At 60.8% G+C, this 18,555-nt stretch carries 20 protein-coding genes and 2 tRNA genes; 21 read left to right on the plus strand and 1 reads right to left on the minus strand.

Annotation, left to right across the window (positions count from 1 at the left end; translation table 11 throughout):
- Positions 1-10 precede the first annotated feature (10 nt).
- The 4 genes from QWE_RS17810 (at position 11) to QWE_RS25940 (ending at position 2,642) form a co-directional block, all read left to right on the plus strand.
- Positions 11-748 carry a GntR family transcriptional regulator gene (locus QWE_RS17810; protein WP_006727565.1) on the plus strand — a complete coding sequence of 246 codons (738 nt, stop codon included), beginning with the start codon at positions 11-13 and terminating at the stop codon, positions 746-748.
- A 98-nt stretch (positions 749-846) separates the two neighbouring features.
- The gene (locus QWE_RS17815; RefSeq protein WP_006727566.1) at positions 847-1,749 is read left to right on the plus strand and encodes a dihydrodipicolinate synthase family protein; all 903 of its coding nucleotides are present in this window, start codon (positions 847-849) and stop codon (positions 1,747-1,749) included.
- Positions 1,750-1,921: 172 nt separating this feature from the next.
- On the plus strand, positions 1,922-2,233 hold the full coding sequence (locus QWE_RS25810; RefSeq protein WP_276307000.1) for an NYN domain-containing protein: 312 nt from the start codon (positions 1,922-1,924) through the stop codon (positions 2,231-2,233).
- A complete protein-coding gene (locus QWE_RS25940) occupies positions 2,196-2,642 on the plus strand; it encodes an NYN domain-containing protein (protein WP_276307001.1) in 447 nt (148 codons plus the stop codon). Before QWE_RS25810 ends, QWE_RS25940 begins: the two co-directional genes overlap by 38 nt.
- Positions 2,643-2,656: 14 nt before the next feature.
- Here the strand turns inward: QWE_RS25940 and QWE_RS17825 are convergent.
- Positions 2,657-2,732: transfer RNA gene (locus tag QWE_RS17825), tRNA-Val, on the minus strand.
- A 336-nt stretch (positions 2,733-3,068) separates the two neighbouring features.
- On the opposite strand from QWE_RS17825, the gene QWE_RS17830 reads away from it, so the two are divergent.
- The 17 genes from QWE_RS17830 (at position 3,069) to QWE_RS17910 (ending at position 18,543) form a co-directional block, all read left to right on the plus strand.
- Positions 3,069-3,145, plus strand: a tRNA-Asp gene (locus QWE_RS17830).
- Between the two features lie 262 nt (positions 3,146-3,407).
- The gene (locus QWE_RS17835) at positions 3,408-3,773 is read left to right on the plus strand and encodes an NADH-quinone oxidoreductase subunit A (protein WP_006727567.1); all 366 of its coding nucleotides are present in this window, start codon (positions 3,408-3,410) and stop codon (positions 3,771-3,773) included.
- Complete coding sequence (locus QWE_RS17840) at positions 3,764-4,345, plus strand: NuoB/complex I 20 kDa subunit family protein (RefSeq protein ID WP_006727568.1); 582 nt, start codon at positions 3,764-3,766, stop codon at positions 4,343-4,345. The genes QWE_RS17835 and QWE_RS17840 overlap by 10 nt, the downstream gene beginning before the upstream one ends.
- Before the next feature lie 18 nt (positions 4,346-4,363).
- The gene (locus QWE_RS17845; protein WP_006727569.1) at positions 4,364-4,966 is read left to right on the plus strand and encodes an NADH-quinone oxidoreductase subunit C; all 603 of its coding nucleotides are present in this window, start codon (positions 4,364-4,366) and stop codon (positions 4,964-4,966) included.
- Positions 4,967-5,018: 52 nt separating this feature from the next.
- Positions 5,019-5,393, plus strand: a complete 375-nt coding sequence (locus tag QWE_RS17850; RefSeq protein WP_040300470.1) for a four helix bundle protein — start codon at positions 5,019-5,021, stop codon at positions 5,391-5,393.
- Between the two features lie 57 nt (positions 5,394-5,450).
- The gene (locus QWE_RS17855) at positions 5,451-6,641 is read left to right on the plus strand and encodes an NADH-quinone oxidoreductase subunit D (RefSeq protein WP_006727571.1); all 1,191 of its coding nucleotides are present in this window, start codon (positions 5,451-5,453) and stop codon (positions 6,639-6,641) included.
- Positions 6,641-6,883 carry a hypothetical protein gene (locus tag QWE_RS17860; RefSeq protein WP_006727572.1) on the plus strand — a complete coding sequence of 81 codons (243 nt, stop codon included), beginning with the start codon at positions 6,641-6,643 and terminating at the stop codon, positions 6,881-6,883. Before QWE_RS17855 ends, QWE_RS17860 begins: the two co-directional genes overlap by 1 nt.
- Positions 6,884-6,901: 18 nt before the next feature.
- Positions 6,902-8,026 (plus strand): NADH-quinone oxidoreductase subunit NuoE, encoded by a 1,125-nt coding sequence (nuoE, locus tag QWE_RS17865; RefSeq protein ID WP_006727573.1) that lies wholly within the window; start codon positions 6,902-6,904, stop codon positions 8,024-8,026.
- 11 nt (positions 8,027-8,037) lie between these two features.
- Positions 8,038-9,342: an NADH-quinone oxidoreductase subunit NuoF gene (gene nuoF / locus QWE_RS17870; protein WP_006727574.1), complete on the plus strand. Its 1,305-nt coding sequence runs from the start codon at positions 8,038-8,040 to the stop codon at positions 9,340-9,342.
- A 12-nt stretch (positions 9,343-9,354) separates the two neighbouring features.
- Complete coding sequence (locus QWE_RS17875) at positions 9,355-10,119, plus strand: hypothetical protein (protein WP_006727575.1); 765 nt, start codon at positions 9,355-9,357, stop codon at positions 10,117-10,119.
- 142 nt (positions 10,120-10,261) lie between these two features.
- On the plus strand, positions 10,262-12,343 hold the full coding sequence (nuoG, locus tag QWE_RS17880; protein ID WP_006727576.1) for an NADH-quinone oxidoreductase subunit NuoG: 2,082 nt from the start codon (positions 10,262-10,264) through the stop codon (positions 12,341-12,343).
- 12 nt (positions 12,344-12,355) lie between these two features.
- On the plus strand, positions 12,356-13,399 hold the full coding sequence (nuoH, locus tag QWE_RS17885) for an NADH-quinone oxidoreductase subunit NuoH (protein ID WP_006727577.1): 1,044 nt from the start codon (positions 12,356-12,358) through the stop codon (positions 13,397-13,399).
- A gap of 39 nt (positions 13,400-13,438) precedes the next feature.
- Positions 13,439-13,927, plus strand: a complete 489-nt coding sequence (nuoI, locus tag QWE_RS17890) for an NADH-quinone oxidoreductase subunit NuoI (protein ID WP_006727578.1) — start codon at positions 13,439-13,441, stop codon at positions 13,925-13,927.
- A gap of 151 nt (positions 13,928-14,078) precedes the next feature.
- The gene (locus QWE_RS17895) at positions 14,079-14,693 is read left to right on the plus strand and encodes an NADH-quinone oxidoreductase subunit J (protein ID WP_006727579.1); all 615 of its coding nucleotides are present in this window, start codon (positions 14,079-14,081) and stop codon (positions 14,691-14,693) included.
- A gap of 28 nt (positions 14,694-14,721) precedes the next feature.
- A complete protein-coding gene (gene nuoK / locus QWE_RS17900) occupies positions 14,722-15,030 on the plus strand; it encodes an NADH-quinone oxidoreductase subunit NuoK (protein WP_006727580.1) in 309 nt (102 codons plus the stop codon).
- A 7-nt stretch (positions 15,031-15,037) separates the two neighbouring features.
- Positions 15,038-17,032 carry an NADH-quinone oxidoreductase subunit L gene (nuoL, locus tag QWE_RS17905; protein ID WP_006727581.1) on the plus strand — a complete coding sequence of 665 codons (1,995 nt, stop codon included), beginning with the start codon at positions 15,038-15,040 and terminating at the stop codon, positions 17,030-17,032.
- On the plus strand, positions 17,032-18,543 hold the full coding sequence (locus tag QWE_RS17910; protein ID WP_006727582.1) for an NADH-quinone oxidoreductase subunit M: 1,512 nt from the start codon (positions 17,032-17,034) through the stop codon (positions 18,541-18,543). Before nuoL ends, QWE_RS17910 begins: the two co-directional genes overlap by 1 nt.
- Positions 18,544-18,555 lie beyond the last annotated feature (12 nt).

Here is an 18,555-nt window from a genome sequence, read left to right on the forward strand (position 1 = left end):
AGGTCGATGCATGGGCGTGAACGAGACGGGCGGCACGGATGCCGACAATGGCAAGGGCGAGGGGGCACGCACCCGCGGCTCCGGCTCCGAATCGGTCTACAAGGCGCTGCGCCACGAAATCCTGACCATGGAGCGCGCACCGGGCAGCCCGCTCGATGAGACGCGCCTCTCCGAACATTTCGGCATGTCGCGCACCCCGATTCGCGAGGCCCTGCTGCGGCTGACCTCGGATGGCCTGGTCACCAGCCTGCCCAACCGCAACACGATCGTCGCGGTCATCGATTTCTCCAGCCTGCCCACCTATTTCGAAGCACTCTGCCTGATGTATCGGGTGACGACCCGTGGCGCAGCAAAGCGTTCCGGCGATGCCTGGATGGCCGAGATCATAAGGCAGCAGCAGGCCTTTGCCCGTGCCGTCGAAGCCCAGGACGCCTTCGCCATGATCGAGGCCAACAGGGAATTCCACGTCGCGATCGCCGAACGCGCCGGCAATCCCTATTACACGACCTTCTTCGCCCGGCTCCTCGACGAGGGGCGGCGCATTCTCCGGCTCTATTATCAGACCTTCGATGACCGCCTGCCGCGCCGCTATGTCGAGGAGCACGAGAAGATCATCGAGGCGATCCGTTCAGGCGATATCGAGGAGGCCGACCGGCTTTCGGTCGCCCATGCCGACCAGATCGTCCGCCAGATCCAGGACTACGTGGCCCGCAACATCGCCGCTGCCGCCGAACTTCCCGACATCTGAAGTCCTGTCACGCCCATTTCAGCGGGTGTTGAATGACGTTGCTTGATTTTGTCGACAAACTGTATACTGTGATGTCACCACATCAAAAGGAGCTTCCCATGACCACCGGCTGGCACGGCGTTTTCCCCGCCGCAACGACTCAATTCCATGAAGATTTCTCGGTCGATATCGACGCCACCCAGCGCGTGCTCGACGCCCTCGTCAACGATGGCGTCAACGGCCTGATCGTCATGGGCACCTGCGGCGAGAACAACTCGCTCGATCCGGAAGAAAAGCGCACCATCTTGAAGGCCACCGTCGAGGTGGTGAATGGCCGCGTGCCGATCGTCACCGGCGTGTCGGAATTCGACACCCGCCGCGCTTCAGCCTATGCACGTGATGCCGAAAAGATCGGCGCAGACGGCCTGATGCTCCTGCCGGCCATGGTCTATGTGCCGAAGCCGCATGAACTGGTTGCCCATTTCAAGACCGTTGCCGAAGCAACGGGCTTGCCGATCATGCTCTACAACAATCCGCCGGCCTACCGCGTCAACATCGGCGCGGAAGTGCTGGAAGCGCTCGACGGCGTGAAGAACATCAAGGCCGTCAAGGAAAGCGCGCCCGACCCGCGCCGCTTCACCGACCTGATCAACGCCTTCGGTGACCGCTACGACATTTTCGCGGGCCTCGACGACGTTGCACTCGAAGGCCTGATGCTCGGCGCCAAGGGCTGGGTCTCCGGCCTCACCAGCGCTTTCCCGGCCGAATCGGTGGCGCTCGTCGCTGCCGCCGACCGTGGCGACTGGATGGAAGCCCGCCGCATCTACCGCTGGTTCATGCCGCTTCTGCATCTCGATGCCGAACATGACCTCGTCCAGTCGATCAAGCTCGCCGAACAGATCATGGGCCGTGGCTCCGAGCGCGTCCGCATGCCCCGCATGCCGCTGGAAGGCGCCCGCCGTGCGGAAGTGGCGGCCATGGTCGAGAAGGCCGCAGCGACCCGGCCGATTGGCGGGAAGTAAGCCTTAAGAGACGTCTGAGTGAGTTTCACAAAAGGCCCGCTGGAGTGATCCGGCGGGCTTTTGGACGTTCTGCCGGCGGTGACTCTTTGTCAAACAAGCGATGCTAGGTTGTAGCCTGAGGAATTCTCCACTTGGGTCTGTCAACGGGGTCCGAGAACAACAGGAAGAAACCATGGCAGCCGACAATCGCTCCCGACGCCTTGCAGTCCTGATCGACGCCGACAACACGTCGAGCAAGATCGCGGATGGATTGTTCGAGTACGTGGCACGCCTTGGCGAAGCGAGCGTCAGGCGCATATACGGCGATTTTTCCAGCTCACGCACCAAAGGGTGGGCCGACACGCTGACAAGACACGCCATCGTTCCGCACCAGCAATTCGCCTACTCTCCCGGAAAGAACTTCACGGACATCGCTCTCGTGATTGACGCGATGGACTTGCTGTGGAGTGGTCGCCTCCGACGGATTCTGCCTTGTTGCCTCTGACGGTGACTTTACCCGCCTTGCAACCCGGATCCGTGAGGAGGGGTTATATGTTCACGGATTTGGTGAGCGGCGGGCGCCTGAATGCTTCCGTCTCGCCTGCGCTGAATTCACCCTCACAGAGCGATTCGTGACAGATATGCCTTCCCCGCCGAACCAGGAGGTCGTCAGGGTTTCCTCGGCCGCGACGGATGCAATCCGTATTCTGGAGGAAATATTGTCGCGAATGAAAAGTGAGGATGGCTGGGTTTCCCTCGCAGACCTCGGAAGCCAGTTGTCTAAAACTCAAATCACGTTTGATCCACGAAAATATGGTTCGGGCAAACTCAGCAATATCCTGCGCATGACAGGAGCGTTCGAGCTCAAGCAGGCGGGCAACGCCATGCGTGTCAAGCGAAAATCACCAAGATAAACCAAGGGGAAAGATGGTGGGCGATGAGAGACTCGAACTCCCGACATCTTCGGTGTAAACGAAGCGCTCTACCAACTGAGCTAATCGCCCGTACGCTTGGCGGATCATGTCTGCCGCGTCGGTGGCCGTGATCTATGCGGATCGCGGAAAATCCGCAAGAGTGTTTGTGCAGATTTTTTGTTTTTTTGTCATGCGGTCGATCGGGCCATGTGGAAAAGTCAGCAGAATCCTTGTTTTGCGCCTGCGGCGCGTTGTCGCGAGCAGGGAGCCTCCGGCGAGCCTGGGGGAGGGGCGAGGGAAAAAATCGGGCGGTCACGGTTTTGTCTTGAAACCTGCTTGACACCTCCAGATGAACCCCGTAGAGAGCCGCTCATCGAACGGCAAGCCGCTCGACGGGGATCGCCTTGAACCCCGATTTGGAAATGCGCGGGTGTAGCTCAGTTGGTTAGAGTGCCGGCCTGTCACGCCGGAGGTCGCGGGTTCGAGCCCCGTCACTCGCGCCACTTCTTATCTCCGGATCAAGTTCTCATCCAGTTCGCCTTTGTCAGCACGGTAAGCCTGCGTCTTTTTGCACTGCACGCGCGATTGCGCGAGACAGGCATTTTACCCGCTGGTAAGGTGCTCTCCGGTATCGGGTGAAAAGGCTTTGGTTGGACTTGCGCTGGCTGGCTGCCTGCGCTAACCACGGCGCGTTGCAACTCTCTTTACGGCTTGTCGACTCCGCCCTAGATGCCTCATGGCATGCGAGACAAGCAGGGTGATATGATGACTGAACTGCTCGGTTCTTACCTTCCGATCGCCATCTTCATCGGCATATCCTTGATCATCGGTATTGCGCTCCTGGTGGCGCCTTTTGCCGTCGCCTACAAGGCGCCCGATTCGGAGAAGCTGTCGGCCTACGAGTGCGGCTTCAACGCGTTCGACGATGCCCGCATGAAGTTCGACATCCGGTTCTATCTGGTATCGATCCTTTTCATCATCTTCGACCTCGAAGTCGCCTTCCTGTTCCCCTGGGCAGTGTCTTTCGGTGAAATCGGCTGGTTCGGCTTCTGGTCGATGATGGTTTTCCTCGGTGTTCTCACCGTCGGCTTTATCTATGAATGGAAGAAGGGGGCGCTCGAATGGGAGTGATCCAGTCCGATACGACGATGATCGCGCCGCAGGCGAAGGGTATCATCGATCCCAACACCGGCAAGCCTGTTGGCGCCGATGACCGCTTCTTTGGCGAGATCAACAATGAGCTCGCCGACAAGGGCTTCCTCGTCACCTCGACCGACGAGCTGATCAACTGGGCCCGTACCGGCTCGCTGATGTGGATGACCTTCGGTCTCGCCTGCTGCGCTGTCGAAATGATGCAGCTGTCGATGCCGCGTTACGACGCCGAGCGCTTCGGCTTTGCGCCGCGCGCTTCACCGCGCCAGTCCGACGTCATGATCGTCGCCGGCACGCTGACCAACAAGATGGCGCCCGCACTCCGCAAGGTCTATGACCAGATGCCGGAGCCGCGTTACGTGATCTCGATGGGCTCGTGCGCGAATGGCGGCGGCTACTACCATTATTCTTATTCCGTCGTGCGCGGCTGCGATCGCGTCGTGCCGGTCGATATCTACGTGCCGGGCTGTCCCCCCACGGCAGAAGCTCTGCTCTATGGCGTGATGCTCCTGCAGAAGAAGATCCGGCGCACGGGCACGATCGAGCGGTAAGGCGAAGGGACTGAAAACATGAGTGAAGCCCTGAACGAGCTCGCTTCCTACCTCGCAGAGGTCCGCGGTGCGCTGATTTCGTCGAGCGAGATCCGCTTCGGCGAACTGACGCTGACGGCGAAGTCGGAAAACCTAATCCCGCTCCTGACCTTCCTGCGTGACGACGTCCAGTGCGGCTTCGTCAATCTGATCGACATCTGCGGCGTCGATTACCCGAAGCGCGAAGACCGCTTCGACGTGGTCTACCACCTGCTGTCGCCGCGTCAGAACCTGCGCATCCGCATCAAGGTCGCAACCGGCGAGTTCAAGCCGGTCCCGTCGGCCTGCCCGGTTTTCCCCGGTGCCGACTGGTTCGAGCGCGAAGCCTGGGATATGTACGGCATTCTCTTCACCGATCACCCGGATCTGCGCCGCATCCTGACGGATTATGGTTTTGAAGGCCATCCGCTGCGCAAGGACTTCCCCACGACCGGCTTCGTCGAGGTTCGCTACGACGATAGCGCCAAGCGCGTCGTCTATGAGCCCGTCGAGCTCAAGCAGGAATTCCGCAATTTCGACTTCCTCTCGCCCTGGGAAGGCACGGACTACGTGCTGCCCGGCGATGAAAAAGCGGCGAAATAGGATTTGGGCAATAGGCAATAGCCAGTAGACGAGAAGGAGCACGCAGACGACGATCAATTCCTACCAAGATCTGAAGGTGTGGCAACGCGCGATGGATCTTGCGGTGGAGAGCTATGAGGTTACGAAGGACTTTCCGCGAGAAGAGGTGTATGGCCTCATCTCGCAGATAAGGCGGGCCGCAAGTTCAGTCCCAGCCAATATCGCGGAGGGTCATGGTCGAAATGCTACGGGCTCTTACGTCCAGCATTTGAAAATAGCCCAGGGTTCTCTCAAGGAGTTGGAGACACATTTCATTCTGAGTTCCCGCCTTGGCTTCGTGTCGAAAGACAGAATTCACGTCGTCATGGCAACAAGTGAGGAAATCGGAAAAATGTTGAGATCGCTGATCCGCAGCTTGCAGGAAGAACGCAATGGTCGAACCACGTAAAAAAGCCCTACTGCCTACTGCCTATTGGCTATTGGCCCCAAGGCGCGGAGCGCATTGATGAACGAACACAACGTCCGCAACTTCAACATCAACTTCGGCCCGCAGCATCCGGCGGCGCACGGCGTTCTTCGCCTCGTGCTCGAGCTGGACGGTGAAATCGTCGAGCGCGTCGATCCGCATATCGGCCTGCTCCATCGTGGCACCGAGAAGCTGATCGAGACCAAGACCTATCTGCAGGCGCTGCCATATTTCGATCGTCTCGACTATGTCGCGCCGATGAACCAGGAACATGCCTATTCGCTGGCCGTCGAAAAGTTGCTCGACATCCAGATCCCGATCCGTGGTCAGCTGATCCGTGTTCTTTACTCGGAAATCGGCCGTATCCTCTCGCACCTCCTCAACGTCACCACGCAGGCCATGGACGTCGGCGCGCTGACGCCGCCGCTCTGGGGCTTTGAAGAGCGCGAAAAGCTGATGGTGTTTTATGAGCGCGCTTCCGGCGCCCGCATGCACTCCGCGTATTTCCGTCCCGGTGGCGTCCACCAGGATCTGCCGCATCAGCTGGTCGAGGATATCGGCAAATGGTGTGATCAGTTCCCGGAAAAGCTGGACGACATCGACGACCTCCTGACCGGAAACCGTATCTTCAAGCAGCGCAACGTCGATATCGGCGTCGTCAGCCTCGACGATTGCTGGGCCTGGGGCTTCTCGGGCGTCATGGTCCGCGGTTCGGGCGCTGCCTGGGATCTGCGCAAGTCGCAGCCTTACGAGTGCTATTCCGACCTCGACTTCGACATCATGGTCGGCAAGAACGGTGACTGCTACGATCGCTATCTAATCCGCATGTTCGAAATGCGCGAGTCGGTGAAGATCATGAAGCAGTGCGTCAACCGCCTGCTGGGTGACGCGAAGACCGGCCCGGTCTCGTCGCTGGACGGCAAGGTCGTTCCGCCGAAGCGCGGCGAGATGAAGCGCTCAATGGAAGGCCTGATCCACCACTTCAAGCTCTACACCGAAGGCTATCACGTGCCGGCCGGTGAGGTTTATGCCGCTGTTGAAGCCCCGAAGGGCGAGTTCGGCGTCTTCCTCGTTTCCGACGGCACCAACAAGCCGTATCGCTGCAAGATCCGCGCCCCGGGTTATGCACATCTGCAGGCCATGGATTTCCTGTGCCGCGGCCACCAGCTGGCCGACGTCTCGGCGATCCTCGGCTCGCTCGACATCGTTTTCGGAGAAGTAGACCGCTGATGCTGAAGACCCTTGCAGCAGTGCTGATCTGTCTCGGCGCCACCCAGGCGGTGGCCCAGGAGAACAGTGCTGTCTCGTCGAGGGAAACAGTGTCGATGGCCAAGCTGATCCGGGATGGATACGAGATCAAGAGCTCCAGTTGGACCGGCTCGAAGCTCTTCGTATTCCTTCAGAAAGACAATTCGGCCTATGCCTGCGAATTCGCCAATGTGACGAATACGCGGTGTGGTTCCATAAACTGAGACAAGGCGTGAGGAAGTATGTCCGTTCGTCGACTAGCCGAAGAGCAATTCCAGCCAGAAGCATTCGCATTCAATGCGGAGAATGCCACTTGGGCTGAGGCCACCATTCGCAAGTATCCGGCGGGCCGCCAGCAATCGGCGGTCATCCCGCTTCTGATGCGCGCGCAGGAACAGGAAGGCTGGGTGACCAAGGCTGCGATCGAGTATGTCGCTGAAAAGCTCGACATGCCCTATATCCGCGTCCTCGAAGTCGCGACCTTCTACACGCAGTTCCAGCTGAAGCCGGTCGGCACACGCGCCCATATCCAGGTCTGCGGCACGACGCCCTGCATGCTGCGCGGTGCGGAAGACCTCATTCACGTGTGCAAGTCGAAGATCCATCCGGAGCCCTTCGAACGCAACGCAGACGGCACCTTGTCCTGGGAAGAAGTCGAGTGTCAGGGCGCCTGCGTCAACGCGCCGATGGTGATGATCTTCAAGGATGCCTATGAAGACCTGACGGTCACCCAGCTCGAGCACATCATCGATCGCTTTGCGGCGGGCAAGGGTGCGGACATCAAGCCGGGCCCGCAGGTCGATCGTATCTTCTCGGCACCGGTCGGCGGTCCGACCACACTGACCGACGACATCCAGCCGATCCGCTTCACCGACACGCCGGCGCCGGCAAAGACCGAAGAGGCCGCCGTGCCTCCGGCCAATGCTGCAAAGCCCGTGACGGATGCGCCCGAAACGGACACGAAGCTGAAGACCCCGGCGACCGCCAAGAAGGCTGCTGCCGAAAACGTCAAGCTGAAGGGCGACAGCGCCGACACGGCCCGTCCGGTCGAGAAGGACGTCGCGCCGGCTCCTGCGTCGGTCATGGACGAGAAGAACCGTCCGGCCGGCATCGAGCGTCCGGAAACGCCTGATGATCTGAAGATGATCTCCGGCGTCGGTCCGAAGATCGAAGCAACATTGAACGGCCTTGGCATTTACAAGTTCGAGCAGATCGCCAAGTGGAAGAAGGCAGAGCGCGAGTGGGTGGATACCTATCTCAAGTTCTCCGGCCGCATCGAGCGGGACGACTGGGTCAAGCAGGCCAAGGCGCTCGCCAAGGGCGGCGAAGCGGAATACATCAAGGTCTTCGGCAAGAAGCCGCGCTGAGAGGTTAGGTTATGTTGAGAGATCAGGATCGCATCTTTACCAATATCTACGGCCTCAAGGACAAGTCCCTGAAGGGCGCGATGTCGCGCGGCCACTGGGATGGCACCAAGCAAATCCTCGAAAAGGGCCGTGACTGGATCATCAACGAGATGAAGGCCTCCGGTCTTCGTGGTCGCGGCGGCGCAGGCTTCCCGACCGGTCTCAAGTGGTCCTTCATGCCGAAGGAATCGGATGGCCGTCCGCACTACCTCGTCGTCAATGCCGACGAGTCGGAGCCCGGCACCTGCAAGGACCGCGAGATCATGCGCCATGATCCGCACACACTGATCGAAGGCTGCGTCATCGCGTCCTTCGCCATGGGCGCGCATCATGCCTTCATCTATGTCCGCGGCGAGTTCATGCGCGAGCGTGAAGCCCTGCAGGCAGCGATCGACGAGTGCTACGACTACGGTCTGCTCGGCAAGAACAACAAGCTCGGCTATGACATCGACATCGTCGTGCACCATGGCGCCGGCGCCTATATCTGCGGTGAAGAAACAGCACTTCTCGAAAGTCTCGAGGGCAAGAAGGGCCAGCCGCGTCTGAAGCCACCGTTCCCGGCCAACATGGGTCTCTACGGCTGCCCGACCACGGTCAACAACGTCGAGTCGATTGCCGTTGCCCCGACCATCCTGCGTCGCGGTGCGTCCTGGTATTCGAGCTTCGGCCGTCCGAACAATGCCGGCACCAAGCTCTTTTCGATCTCCGGCCACGTCAACAAGCCGTGCACGGTCGAAGAAGCCATGTCGATCACCTTCCAGGAGCTGATCGAAAAGCACTGTGGCGGCATCCGCGGCGGCTGGGACAACCTGCTCGCCGTCATCCCGGGCGGCTCCTCGGTGCCTTGCGTGCCGGGCGCCCAGATGAAGGACGCCATCATGGACTATGACGGTCTGCGCGAACTGGGCTCCGGCCTCGGCACCGCCGCGGTCATCGTCATGGACAAGTCGACCGACATCGTGAAGGCCATCTGGCGCCTCTCGGCATTCTATAAGCACGAGAGCTGCGGTCAGTGCACGCCGTGCCGCGAAGGCACGGGCTGGATGATGCGCGTCATGGAACGCATGGTGAAGGGCAATGCCCAGAAGCGGGAAATCGACATGCTCTTCCAGGTGACGAAGCAGGTCGAAGGCCACACGATCTGTGCGCTGGGTGACGCGGCCGCCTGGCCGATCCAGGGCCTGATCAAGCATTTCCGTCCGGAGATGGAAAAGCGCATCGACCAATACACCCGCAACGCGATCGCCCACGGGGTGGTCATGGAAGCGGCAGAGTAAGGGACAAAAGGGATGACGAGCTCTTCGGACAAGGGCGGGAAGAAGGGGCCGGACGAGAAGGCTTCGGATGCTCGTGCTCCCGAAGGTCTCGACGACCTGATGACCAATCCGGCGGCCGCCATGGCCGCCGCAACCGCCTTCGGCTTCGGCGTGGCGGCGCAGATGAGCAAGCTCTTCCTCGGCTCTATCCAGGGCGCCATGGAAGTGGCCGGCCAGATTGCGCGGCAACTCGAGGACGAACGCAAGGCGGCGGAAGCCAAGCAGACGACCGAGCCCGAAAGCAAGGTAGAGGCGCCCGCCGAGACGCCCGAGCCTCAACCGGTCCCGGCAGAGGTCAAGGCGAAGAAGCCGGTCACGCCGAAGGTTAAGGCCAAGGCCGAAGCCCCGGTGAAGCCGGCACCAGCCAAGGCTGAAAAGCCGAAGCCGGCGCCGAAGGCCAAGGTCGCTGCAAAGCCGACCGCTCCAACGAAGGTGAAGGCCGCGCCGAAAGCGAAGGCTCAGCCGAGTGCGAAGGTCGAGCCCGCCGCGCCGGCCGCGAAGCCGAAAAAGGCCTCCGGCAAGGCCGACGATCTGAAGAAGATCGATGGCGTCGGCCCGAAGGTCGAGCAGGTTCTGAAGGGCAGGGGAGTGACCCGCCTCAAGGACCTCGCTGAGATGGATGAGAAGGCGCTTGTCGCGCTGGACAAGGAATTGGGTCTCGACGGCCGCGTGCTGCGAGACGACTGGGCAGGCCAGGCGCGCCGGTTGGCGGGCGGCAAGGCTCGGTCAGGCAGGTGAGATTAAGGTTCGGCCGCGCGGGGGCGATGCGCCGGACTTGAGGGATAAAACCGGCAGTTTTCATCCGCTGCGGACGAAGACTGTCAGTCGCGGCAGCAATGCCCCGGCAGGATGCGCGGAAGCGTGAGGCAGGAAGGCGAATATGACTAAGCTGAAGATCGACGGAAAAGAGATCGAGGTTCCGGATCATTTCACGCTGTTGCAGGCGTGCGAGGAAGCCGGCGCCGAGGTTCCGCGCTTTTGTTTCCATGAACGGCTGTCGGTCGCCGGCAATTGCCGTATGTGCCTTGTCGAGGTGAAGGGTGGCCCGCCGAAGCCGGCCGCCTCCTGCGCCATGGGCGTGCGCGACATCCGTGGCGGACCGAACGGCGAACTGCCGGAAGTCTTCACCAACACGCCGATGGTCAAGAAGGCCCGCGAAGGCGTGATGGAATTCCTGCTGATCAACCATCCGCTGGATTGCCCGATCTGCGACCAGGGTGGCGAATGCGATCTGCAGGACCAGGCCATGGCCTTTGGTATCGATAGCTCGCGCTACACCGAGAACAAGCGCGCCGTCGAAGACAAGTATATCGGACCGCTGGTCAAGACCGTGATGAACCGCTGCATTCACTGCACGCGCTGCGTCCGCTTCACCACCGAAGTCGCCGGCATTGCCGAACTTGGCCTAATCGGCCGTGGTGAAGACGCCGAAATCACGACCTATCTGGAGCAGGCGATGACGTCGGAGCTGCAGGGCAATGTCGTCGACCTCTGCCCAGTCGGCGCGCTGACCTCCAAACCTTTCGCCTTCACCGCTCGTCCGTGGGAACTGAACAAGACCGAATCGGTCGACGTCATGGACGCCCTCGGCTCTGCGATCCGCGTCGATACCCGCGGCCGCGAAGTCATGCGCATCATGCCGCGCGTCAACGAGCAGATCAACGAAGAGTGGATCTCCGACAAGAGCCGCTTCGTCTGGGATGGTCTGAAGACCCAGCGTCTCGACCGCCCCTACGTCAAGAAGGACGGCCGCCTGCAGCCCGCCACCTGGGGCGAAGCCTTCGCAACGATCAAGGCGGCTGTGGCTTCGACCTCCGCCGACAAGATCGGTGCTGTCGCCGGTGACCTCGCTTCGGTCGAAGAAATCTTCGCACTGAAGTCGCTGGTCAACGCACTGGGATCGTCGAATACCGACTGTCGCCAGGATGGGACGGCACTCGATCCGTCGCTCGGTCGCTCGACCTACCTCTTCAACGCCGGCATCGAAGGCATTGAAGCCGCTGACGCAATCCTGATCGTTGGCGCCAATCCGCGCTATGAAGCAGCTGTGCTCAACGCCCGCATTCGCAAGCGCTGGCGTCGTGGCGGCCTGCCGATCGGCGTGATCGGTGAAGGCGGCGAGCTGCGTTATCCTTACGAATATCTCGGCGCGGGCACCGAAACGCTCAGCGAACTCGTCTCGGGCAAGAACAATTTTGCCGAAACGCTGAAGGCCGCGAAGAACCCGCTTGTTATCATCGGCCAGGGTGCGCTCGCGGGCGCCGACGGCAAGGCGGTTCTGGCAAACGCTGCCAAGCTTGCAGCCGATGTCGGTGCGCTCTCCGACGAGTGGAATGGTTTTGCCGTGCTGCACACCGCAGCTGCCCGCGTTGGCGCGCTCGACCTTGGCTTCGTGCCGGGCGAAGGTGCGGTTGCCGCCGGTGACATGCTTTCGTCGCTCGACGTCGTCTTCCTGCTCGGCGCCGACGAACTGGATTTCTCCACCAAAACCGCAAAGTGCGTCGTCTATATCGGCAGCCATGGCGACAACGGCGCACACTATGCCGACGTCATCCTGCCGGGTGCGACTTACACCGAAAAGTCGGGCACCTGGGTCAACACCGAAGGCCGCGTCCAGATGGGCAACCGTGCCGGCTTCGCGCCGGGCGAGGCCCGCGAAGATTGGGCGATCCTGCGTGCACTCTCCGACGTGCTCGGCAAGAAGCTGCCGTGTGATTCGCTGTCGCAGCTGCGCGGCCAGCTCTATGAAGCTTACCCGCATTTCGCCGAGATCGACGAGATCGCGCCAGGCTCTTCGGCCGATATTGCTGCACTGGCGAAAAAACCCGGGAAGATGGGCAAGTCTCTGTTTGCGTCGCCGGTCAAAGACTTCTATTTGACGAACCCGATCGCACGCGCTTCGGCCGTCATGGCAGAGTGCTCGGCATTGGCCCGCAACAATTTCAAGGCCGCGGCAGAGTAAGGGCAGGGGACCATGGATAATTTCGTTTCCACCTATGTGTGGCCGGCGGCCATCATGATCGGGCAGTCCCTTCTGCTGCTCGTCTGCCTCTTGGTCTTCATTGCCTACATCCTGCTCGCAGACCGCAAGATCTGGGCGGCCGTCCAGCTGCGCCGTGGTCCGAACGTCGTCGGCCCCTGGGGTCTCTTCCAGTCCTTCGCCGACCTTCTGAAGTTCGTCTTCAAGGAACCGGTCATCCCGGCCGGCGCGAACAAGGGCGTCTTCCTGCTCGCTCCGCTCGTTGCCGTGACGCTGGCGCTTGCGACCTGGGCCGTCATCCCGGTCAACGCCGGATGGGTGATCGCCAACATCAATGTCGGCATCCTCTTCGTCTTTGCGGTCTCGTCGCTCGAAGTCTATGGCATCATCATGGGTGGCTGGGCTTCGAACTCGAAGTACCCGTTCCTCGGTGCACTTCGCTCGGCAGCGCAGATGGTGTCCTACGAAGTCTCGATGGGCTTCGTTATCGTCACCGTCCTGCTCTGCGTCGGCTCGCTGAACCTGACCGATATCGTGCTTGCCCAGAACAACGGTCTCGGCACTATGATGGGTCTGCCCGCCTCCTTCCTCGACTGGCACTGGCTGGCGCTCTTCCCGATGTTCGTGATCTTCTTCATCTCGGCATTGGCAGAAACCAACCGTCCGCCTTTCGACCTTCCGGAAGCAGAATCCGAACTCGTCGCCGGCTTCATGGTCGAGTACGGCTCCACCCCCTACATGATGTTCATGCTCGGCGAATATGCAGCTATCGTGCTGATGTGCTCGCTGACCACGATCCTCTTCCTCGGGGGCTGGCTGCCACCGGTCGACGTCTGGTTCCTCAACTGGGTTCCTGGCATCATCTGGTTCGTGCTGAAGGCGTCGATGGTCTTCTTCATGTTCGCCATGGTGAAGGCATTCGTTCCGCGCTACCGCTATGACCAGCTGATGCGTCTTGGCTGGAAGGTCTTCCTTCCGATCTCGCTCGCCATGGTCATAATCACGGCATTCGTGCTGAAGCTGATGGGTTGGGCGTGATGACGCCCGGCCGTAACCTCAGCTGCATTGGAGAATAAGATGGCAATTGCACAAGCTATCAATTCGCTCTTCCTGAAGGAGTTCGTCGGCGCTTTCTTCCTGTCGATGCGCTACTTCTTTAAGCAGAAGGCGACGATCAACTACCCGTTCGAAAAGGGGCCTGTCTCGCCGCGCTTCCGTGGCGAGCATGCGCTGCGCCGCTATCCGAACGGCGAAGAGCGCTGTATCGCCTGCAAGCTCTGCGAGGCGATCTGTCCTGCCCAGGCCATCACCATCGAAGCTGGTCCGCGCCGCAACGACGGCACCCGCCGGACGGTGCGCTACGACATCGACATGGTGAAGTGCATCTATTGCGGTTTCTGCCAGGAAGCCTGCCCGGTCGATGCGATCGTTGAGGGACCGAACTTCGAGTTCGCCACCGAGACCCGCGAAGAACTCTATTTCGACAAGGCGCGCCTGCTCGACAACGGCGACCGCTGGGAACGGGAAATCGCGCGCAACATCGCGATGGACTCTCCTTACCGCTGATCCCTCGGGATCGATCGCCTAAGGCGGAGCGCGGGGCTTCGCCGGGGCACATGATGAAATTTGTAACGGGCGTGCCGATGGGGATATCGGTCACGCCTAATCGGGCGGCGGGGCAGGGCCCTCGTCCGGGGGAAGATGAAAAGGCACCAACATGGGTCTTCAGGCTCTCTTTTTCTATCTCTTCGCCTTTGTCGCGGTGGCTTCGGCCTTCATGGTGATATCGGCTCGGAACCCGGTCCATTCGGTCCTGTTCCTCATTCTGACCTTCATCAACGCAGCGGGTCTTCTGCTTCTCACCGGAGCTGAATTCCTGGCGATGATCCTGCTGGTCGTCTATGTCGGCGCGGTCGCGGTTCTCTTCCTCTTCGTCGTCATGATGCTCGACATTGACTTCACCGAGCTTCGTGCCGGCGCTGCGAAATACGCACCCATCGGCGCGCTCATCGGCCTCATCGTTGCGGTCGAGCTCGTGGTTGTCATCGGCGGCACCACGATCAGCCCGGAAGCGATGAACGCGATCACCCAGCCGATCCCGGCAATTGCGGAACGTCAGAATACCCAGGCGCTCGGTGACGTGCTCTACACGGACTACGTCTTCTTCTTCCAGATTGCGGGCCTGGTGCTCTTCGTTGCCATGATCGGCGCGATCGTGCTGACGCTGCGCCACCGCACCAACATCAAGCGCCAGGACATCTCCGCCCAGGTTGCCCGCGCGCCCGAGACCTCCGTCAAGGTGGTCAAGGTCAAGCCGGGCCAGGGCGTCTGAGCCGAGCAAGAGGTCAAGGAACAGAATTATGGAAATCGGTCTTTCCCACTACCTCACGGTCAGTGCCATCCTCTTCACCCTCGGGGTCTTCGGCATCTTCCTGAACCGCAAGAACGTCATCGTCATCCTGATGTCGGTCGAGCTCATCCTGCTCGCGGTCAACATCAACATGGTGGCCTTTTCGACCTTCCTCGGCGACCTCGTCGGCCAGGTCTTCGCGCTGTTTATCCTGACGGTCGCGGCCGCAGAAGCGGCCATTGGTCTCGCGATCCTGGTGGTCTTCTACCGTAATCGCGGCTCCATCGCCGTCGAAGACGTCAACATGATGAAGGGCTGATCGGGTCATGATCTACAAGGCTATCGTCTTTCTCCCCCTGATCGGCTTTCTGATCGCCGGCCTGCTCGGCCGTCAGATCGGCGCCAAGGCCTCGGAATACATCACGACCGGTCTGATGATCATCGTGGCGCTTCTGTCCTGGGTTGTCTTCTTCAACGTCGCCATGAGCCATGAGGCCCACGAGGTCATCAAGGTGCCCGTGCTGCGCTGGATCCAGTCCGGCGGCATCGATGTCGAATGGGCCTTCCGCGTCGACACGCTGACGGCGGTCATGTTCGTCGTCGTCAACTCGGTGTCGTGCCTCGTGCACCTCTACTCGATCGGCTACATGCATCACGATCCGCATCGGCCGCGCTTCTTTGCCTATCTGTCGCTCTTCACCTTCGCGATGCTGATGCTCATCACGTCGGACAACCTGCTGCAGATGTTCTTCGGCTGGGAAGGTGTGGGTCTGGCGTCCTATCTGCTGATCGGCTTCTGGTACAAGAAGCCGTCCGCTTCGGCTGCTGCCATGAAGGCCTTCATCGTCAACCGCGTCGGTGACTTCGGCTTCATCCTCGGCATCTCGGCGCTCTTCGTGATGTTCGGCTCGGTCAACTTCGAGACGATCTTCGCTTCGGCCCAGTCCTATCTGCCGGCGGATCCCGCCGCATCGCCGGAAGTGGTCCTGAACCTCTTCGGCCTGCAGCTCGACCGCAGCCATGCGCTGACCGGCGCCTGCCTGCTGCTGTTCATGGGTGCGATGGGTAAGTCGGCGCAGTTCCTGCTGCACACCTGGCTGCCGGACGCGATGGAAGGCCCGACCCCGGTTTCGGCGCTGATTCACGCCGCAACCATGGTCACCGCAGGCGTCTTCCTCGTCGCCCGCATGTCGCCGATCTTCGAATTGTCGCCCGATGCCCTGATGATCGTCACGATCGTCGGCGCGATCACGGCCTTCTTTGCCGCGACCGTCGGCCTCGTGCAGAACGACATCAAGCGTGTCATCGCCTATTCGACCTGCTCGCAGCTCGGTTACATGTTCGTGGCGCTCGGCGTCGGCGCCTACGGTGCGGCCGTCTTCCACCTTTTCACGCACGCCTTCTTCAAGGCGCTGCTGTTCTTGGGTGCCGGTTCCGTCATCCACGCCGTCGATGGCGAGCAGGACATGCGTTACATGGGTGGTCTGCGCAAGCACATCCCCTACACCTTCTGGGCGATGACGATCGGTACGCTGGCGCTGACCGGCGTCGGTATCCCGGGCACGATCATCGGCTTTGCCGGCTTCTTCTCCAAGGATGCCATCATCGAATCCGCCTTCGCCTCGCACAGCTCGGTCGGCGTCTTCGCCTTCACCCTGCTCGTGATTGCGGCCCTCTTCACCAGCTTCTACTCGTGGCGTCTGGCCTTCATGACCTTCTTCGGCAAGCCGCGCGCTTCCGCTGACGTCATGCACCACGTCCATGAGTCGCCGATGGTCATGCTGCTGCCGCTTCTTCTGCTCGGCATCGGTGCCGTCGTCGCAGGCGTGATCTTCCACGATTACTTCTTCGGCCATCACTATGCCGAATTCTGGAAGGGTGCGCTTTTCACGCTGCCCACCAACACGGTCCTCGAAGAGTTCCATGAAGTGCCGAAGTGGGTGAAGTGGAGCCCGTTCGTCGCCATGGCCCTCGGCTTCGTCACCGCCTGGTACATGTATATCAAGAACCCGTCGGCGCCGAAGAAGCTCGCTGAACAGCAGTGGATGCTCTACCAGTTCCTGCTCAACAAGTGGTACTTCGACGAGCTCTACGACTTCCTCTTCGTTCGGTCCTCGAAGGCGCTCGGCCGCTTCCTCTGGAAGAAGGGTGACGTTGCCACCATCGACGCCTATGGCCCGAACGGCGTTGCCTCGGCCGTCGGCGGCCTGACCCAGAAGGTCGTCCGCCTGCAGTCGGGTTACCTCTACCACTATGCCTTCGCGATGCTCATTGGCATTGCGGCCCTCGTTACCTGGATGATGCTCGGGAGCTCCCTCTGATGACCGATTGGCCCATTCTCTCGACGGTCACCTTCCTTCCTCTGGTCGGCGTGGCGCTGCTGCTGCTGACCCGTGGTGACACCTCTCTCGGCCGCCGCAACATCCTGAACGTCTCGCTGCTGACGACGGTCTTCACCTTCGTCGTGTCGCTCTTCATCTGGATCAACTTCGACAATTCGAACACCGGTTTCCAGATGGTGGAGAAGCATGGCTGGCTCGGCACCGGCATCTCCTACCATGTCGGCGTCGACGGCATTTCGATGCTCTTCGTCATCCTGACGACGCTGCTCATGCCCTTCTGCATTCTCGCGAGCTGGACCTCGGTCGAGAAGCGCCTGAAGGAATACATGATCGCCTTCCTGATCCTCGAGACCCTGATGATCGGCGTGTTCGTCTCGCTCGACATCGTGCTCTTCTATGTGTTCTTCGAGGCCGGCCTCATCCCGATGTTCATCATCATCGGTGTCTGGGGTGGCAAGGACCGCGTCTACGCGTCCTACAAGTTCTTCCTCTACACGCTGCTCGGCTCGGTGCTGATGCTGCTTGCCATCATGGCAATGTACTGGGATGCCGGCACGACCGACATCGCAGCGCTTCTACAGCACGACTTCCCGCCGCAGATGCAGACCTGGCTATGGCTCGCCTTCTTCGCGTCGTTCGCGGTGAAGATGCCGATGTGGCCGGTTCACACCTGGCTGCCCGACGCGCACGTTCAGGCGCCGACCGCCGGTTCCGTCATCCTGGCGGGCATCCTCCTGAAGCTTGGCGGCTACGGCTTCCTGCGCTTCTCGCTGCCGATGTTCCCGCTGGCGTCGGATTTCTTTGCGCCCTTCGTCTTCACGCTGTCGGTCATCGCGATCATATACACCTCGCTGGTCGCCCTGATGCAGGACGACATGAAGAAGCTGATCGCCTATTCCTCGGTCGCCCACATGGGTTACGTGACCATGGGTATCTTTGCTGCGAACCAGCAGGGTGTGCAGGGTGCGATCTTCCAGATGATCAGCCACGGCTTCGTATCGGGCGCGCTCTTCCTCTGCGTCGGCGTGATCTACGACCGTCTCCATACCCGCGAGATCGCGGCCTATGGTGGTCTGGTCAACAACATGCCGAAATATGCGCTCGCCTTCATGGTCTTCACCATGGCGAATGTCGGCCTGCCCGGCACCTCCGGTTTCGTCGGCGAGTTCCTGACCCTGATCGGCGTCTTCCGCGTCAACACCTGGGTTGCGCTCTTTGCCGCCACAGGCGTCATCCTTTCGGCAGCCTATGCGCTCTGGCTCTATCGCCGGGTCGTCTTCGGTGCGCTCGAGAAGGAGAGCCTGAAGAGCATGCTCGACCTTTCGACCCGCGAAAAGCTGACCCTTTATCCGCTGATCGCCCTCACCATCTTCTTCGGCGTCTATCCGGCTCCCATCCTCGATGCGACCGCCGCCTCCGTCGACAATCTGGTGAACAACTACTCCGCAGCCTTGCAAGCAGCCCAGTCTCTGGCGCTGATTGCGAACTGACGACAGGATCCT

It is taken from the genome of Agrobacterium albertimagni AOL15 (genome assembly GCF_000300855.1).
Taxonomy (GTDB): domain Bacteria; phylum Pseudomonadota; class Alphaproteobacteria; order Rhizobiales; family Rhizobiaceae; genus Allorhizobium; species Allorhizobium albertimagni.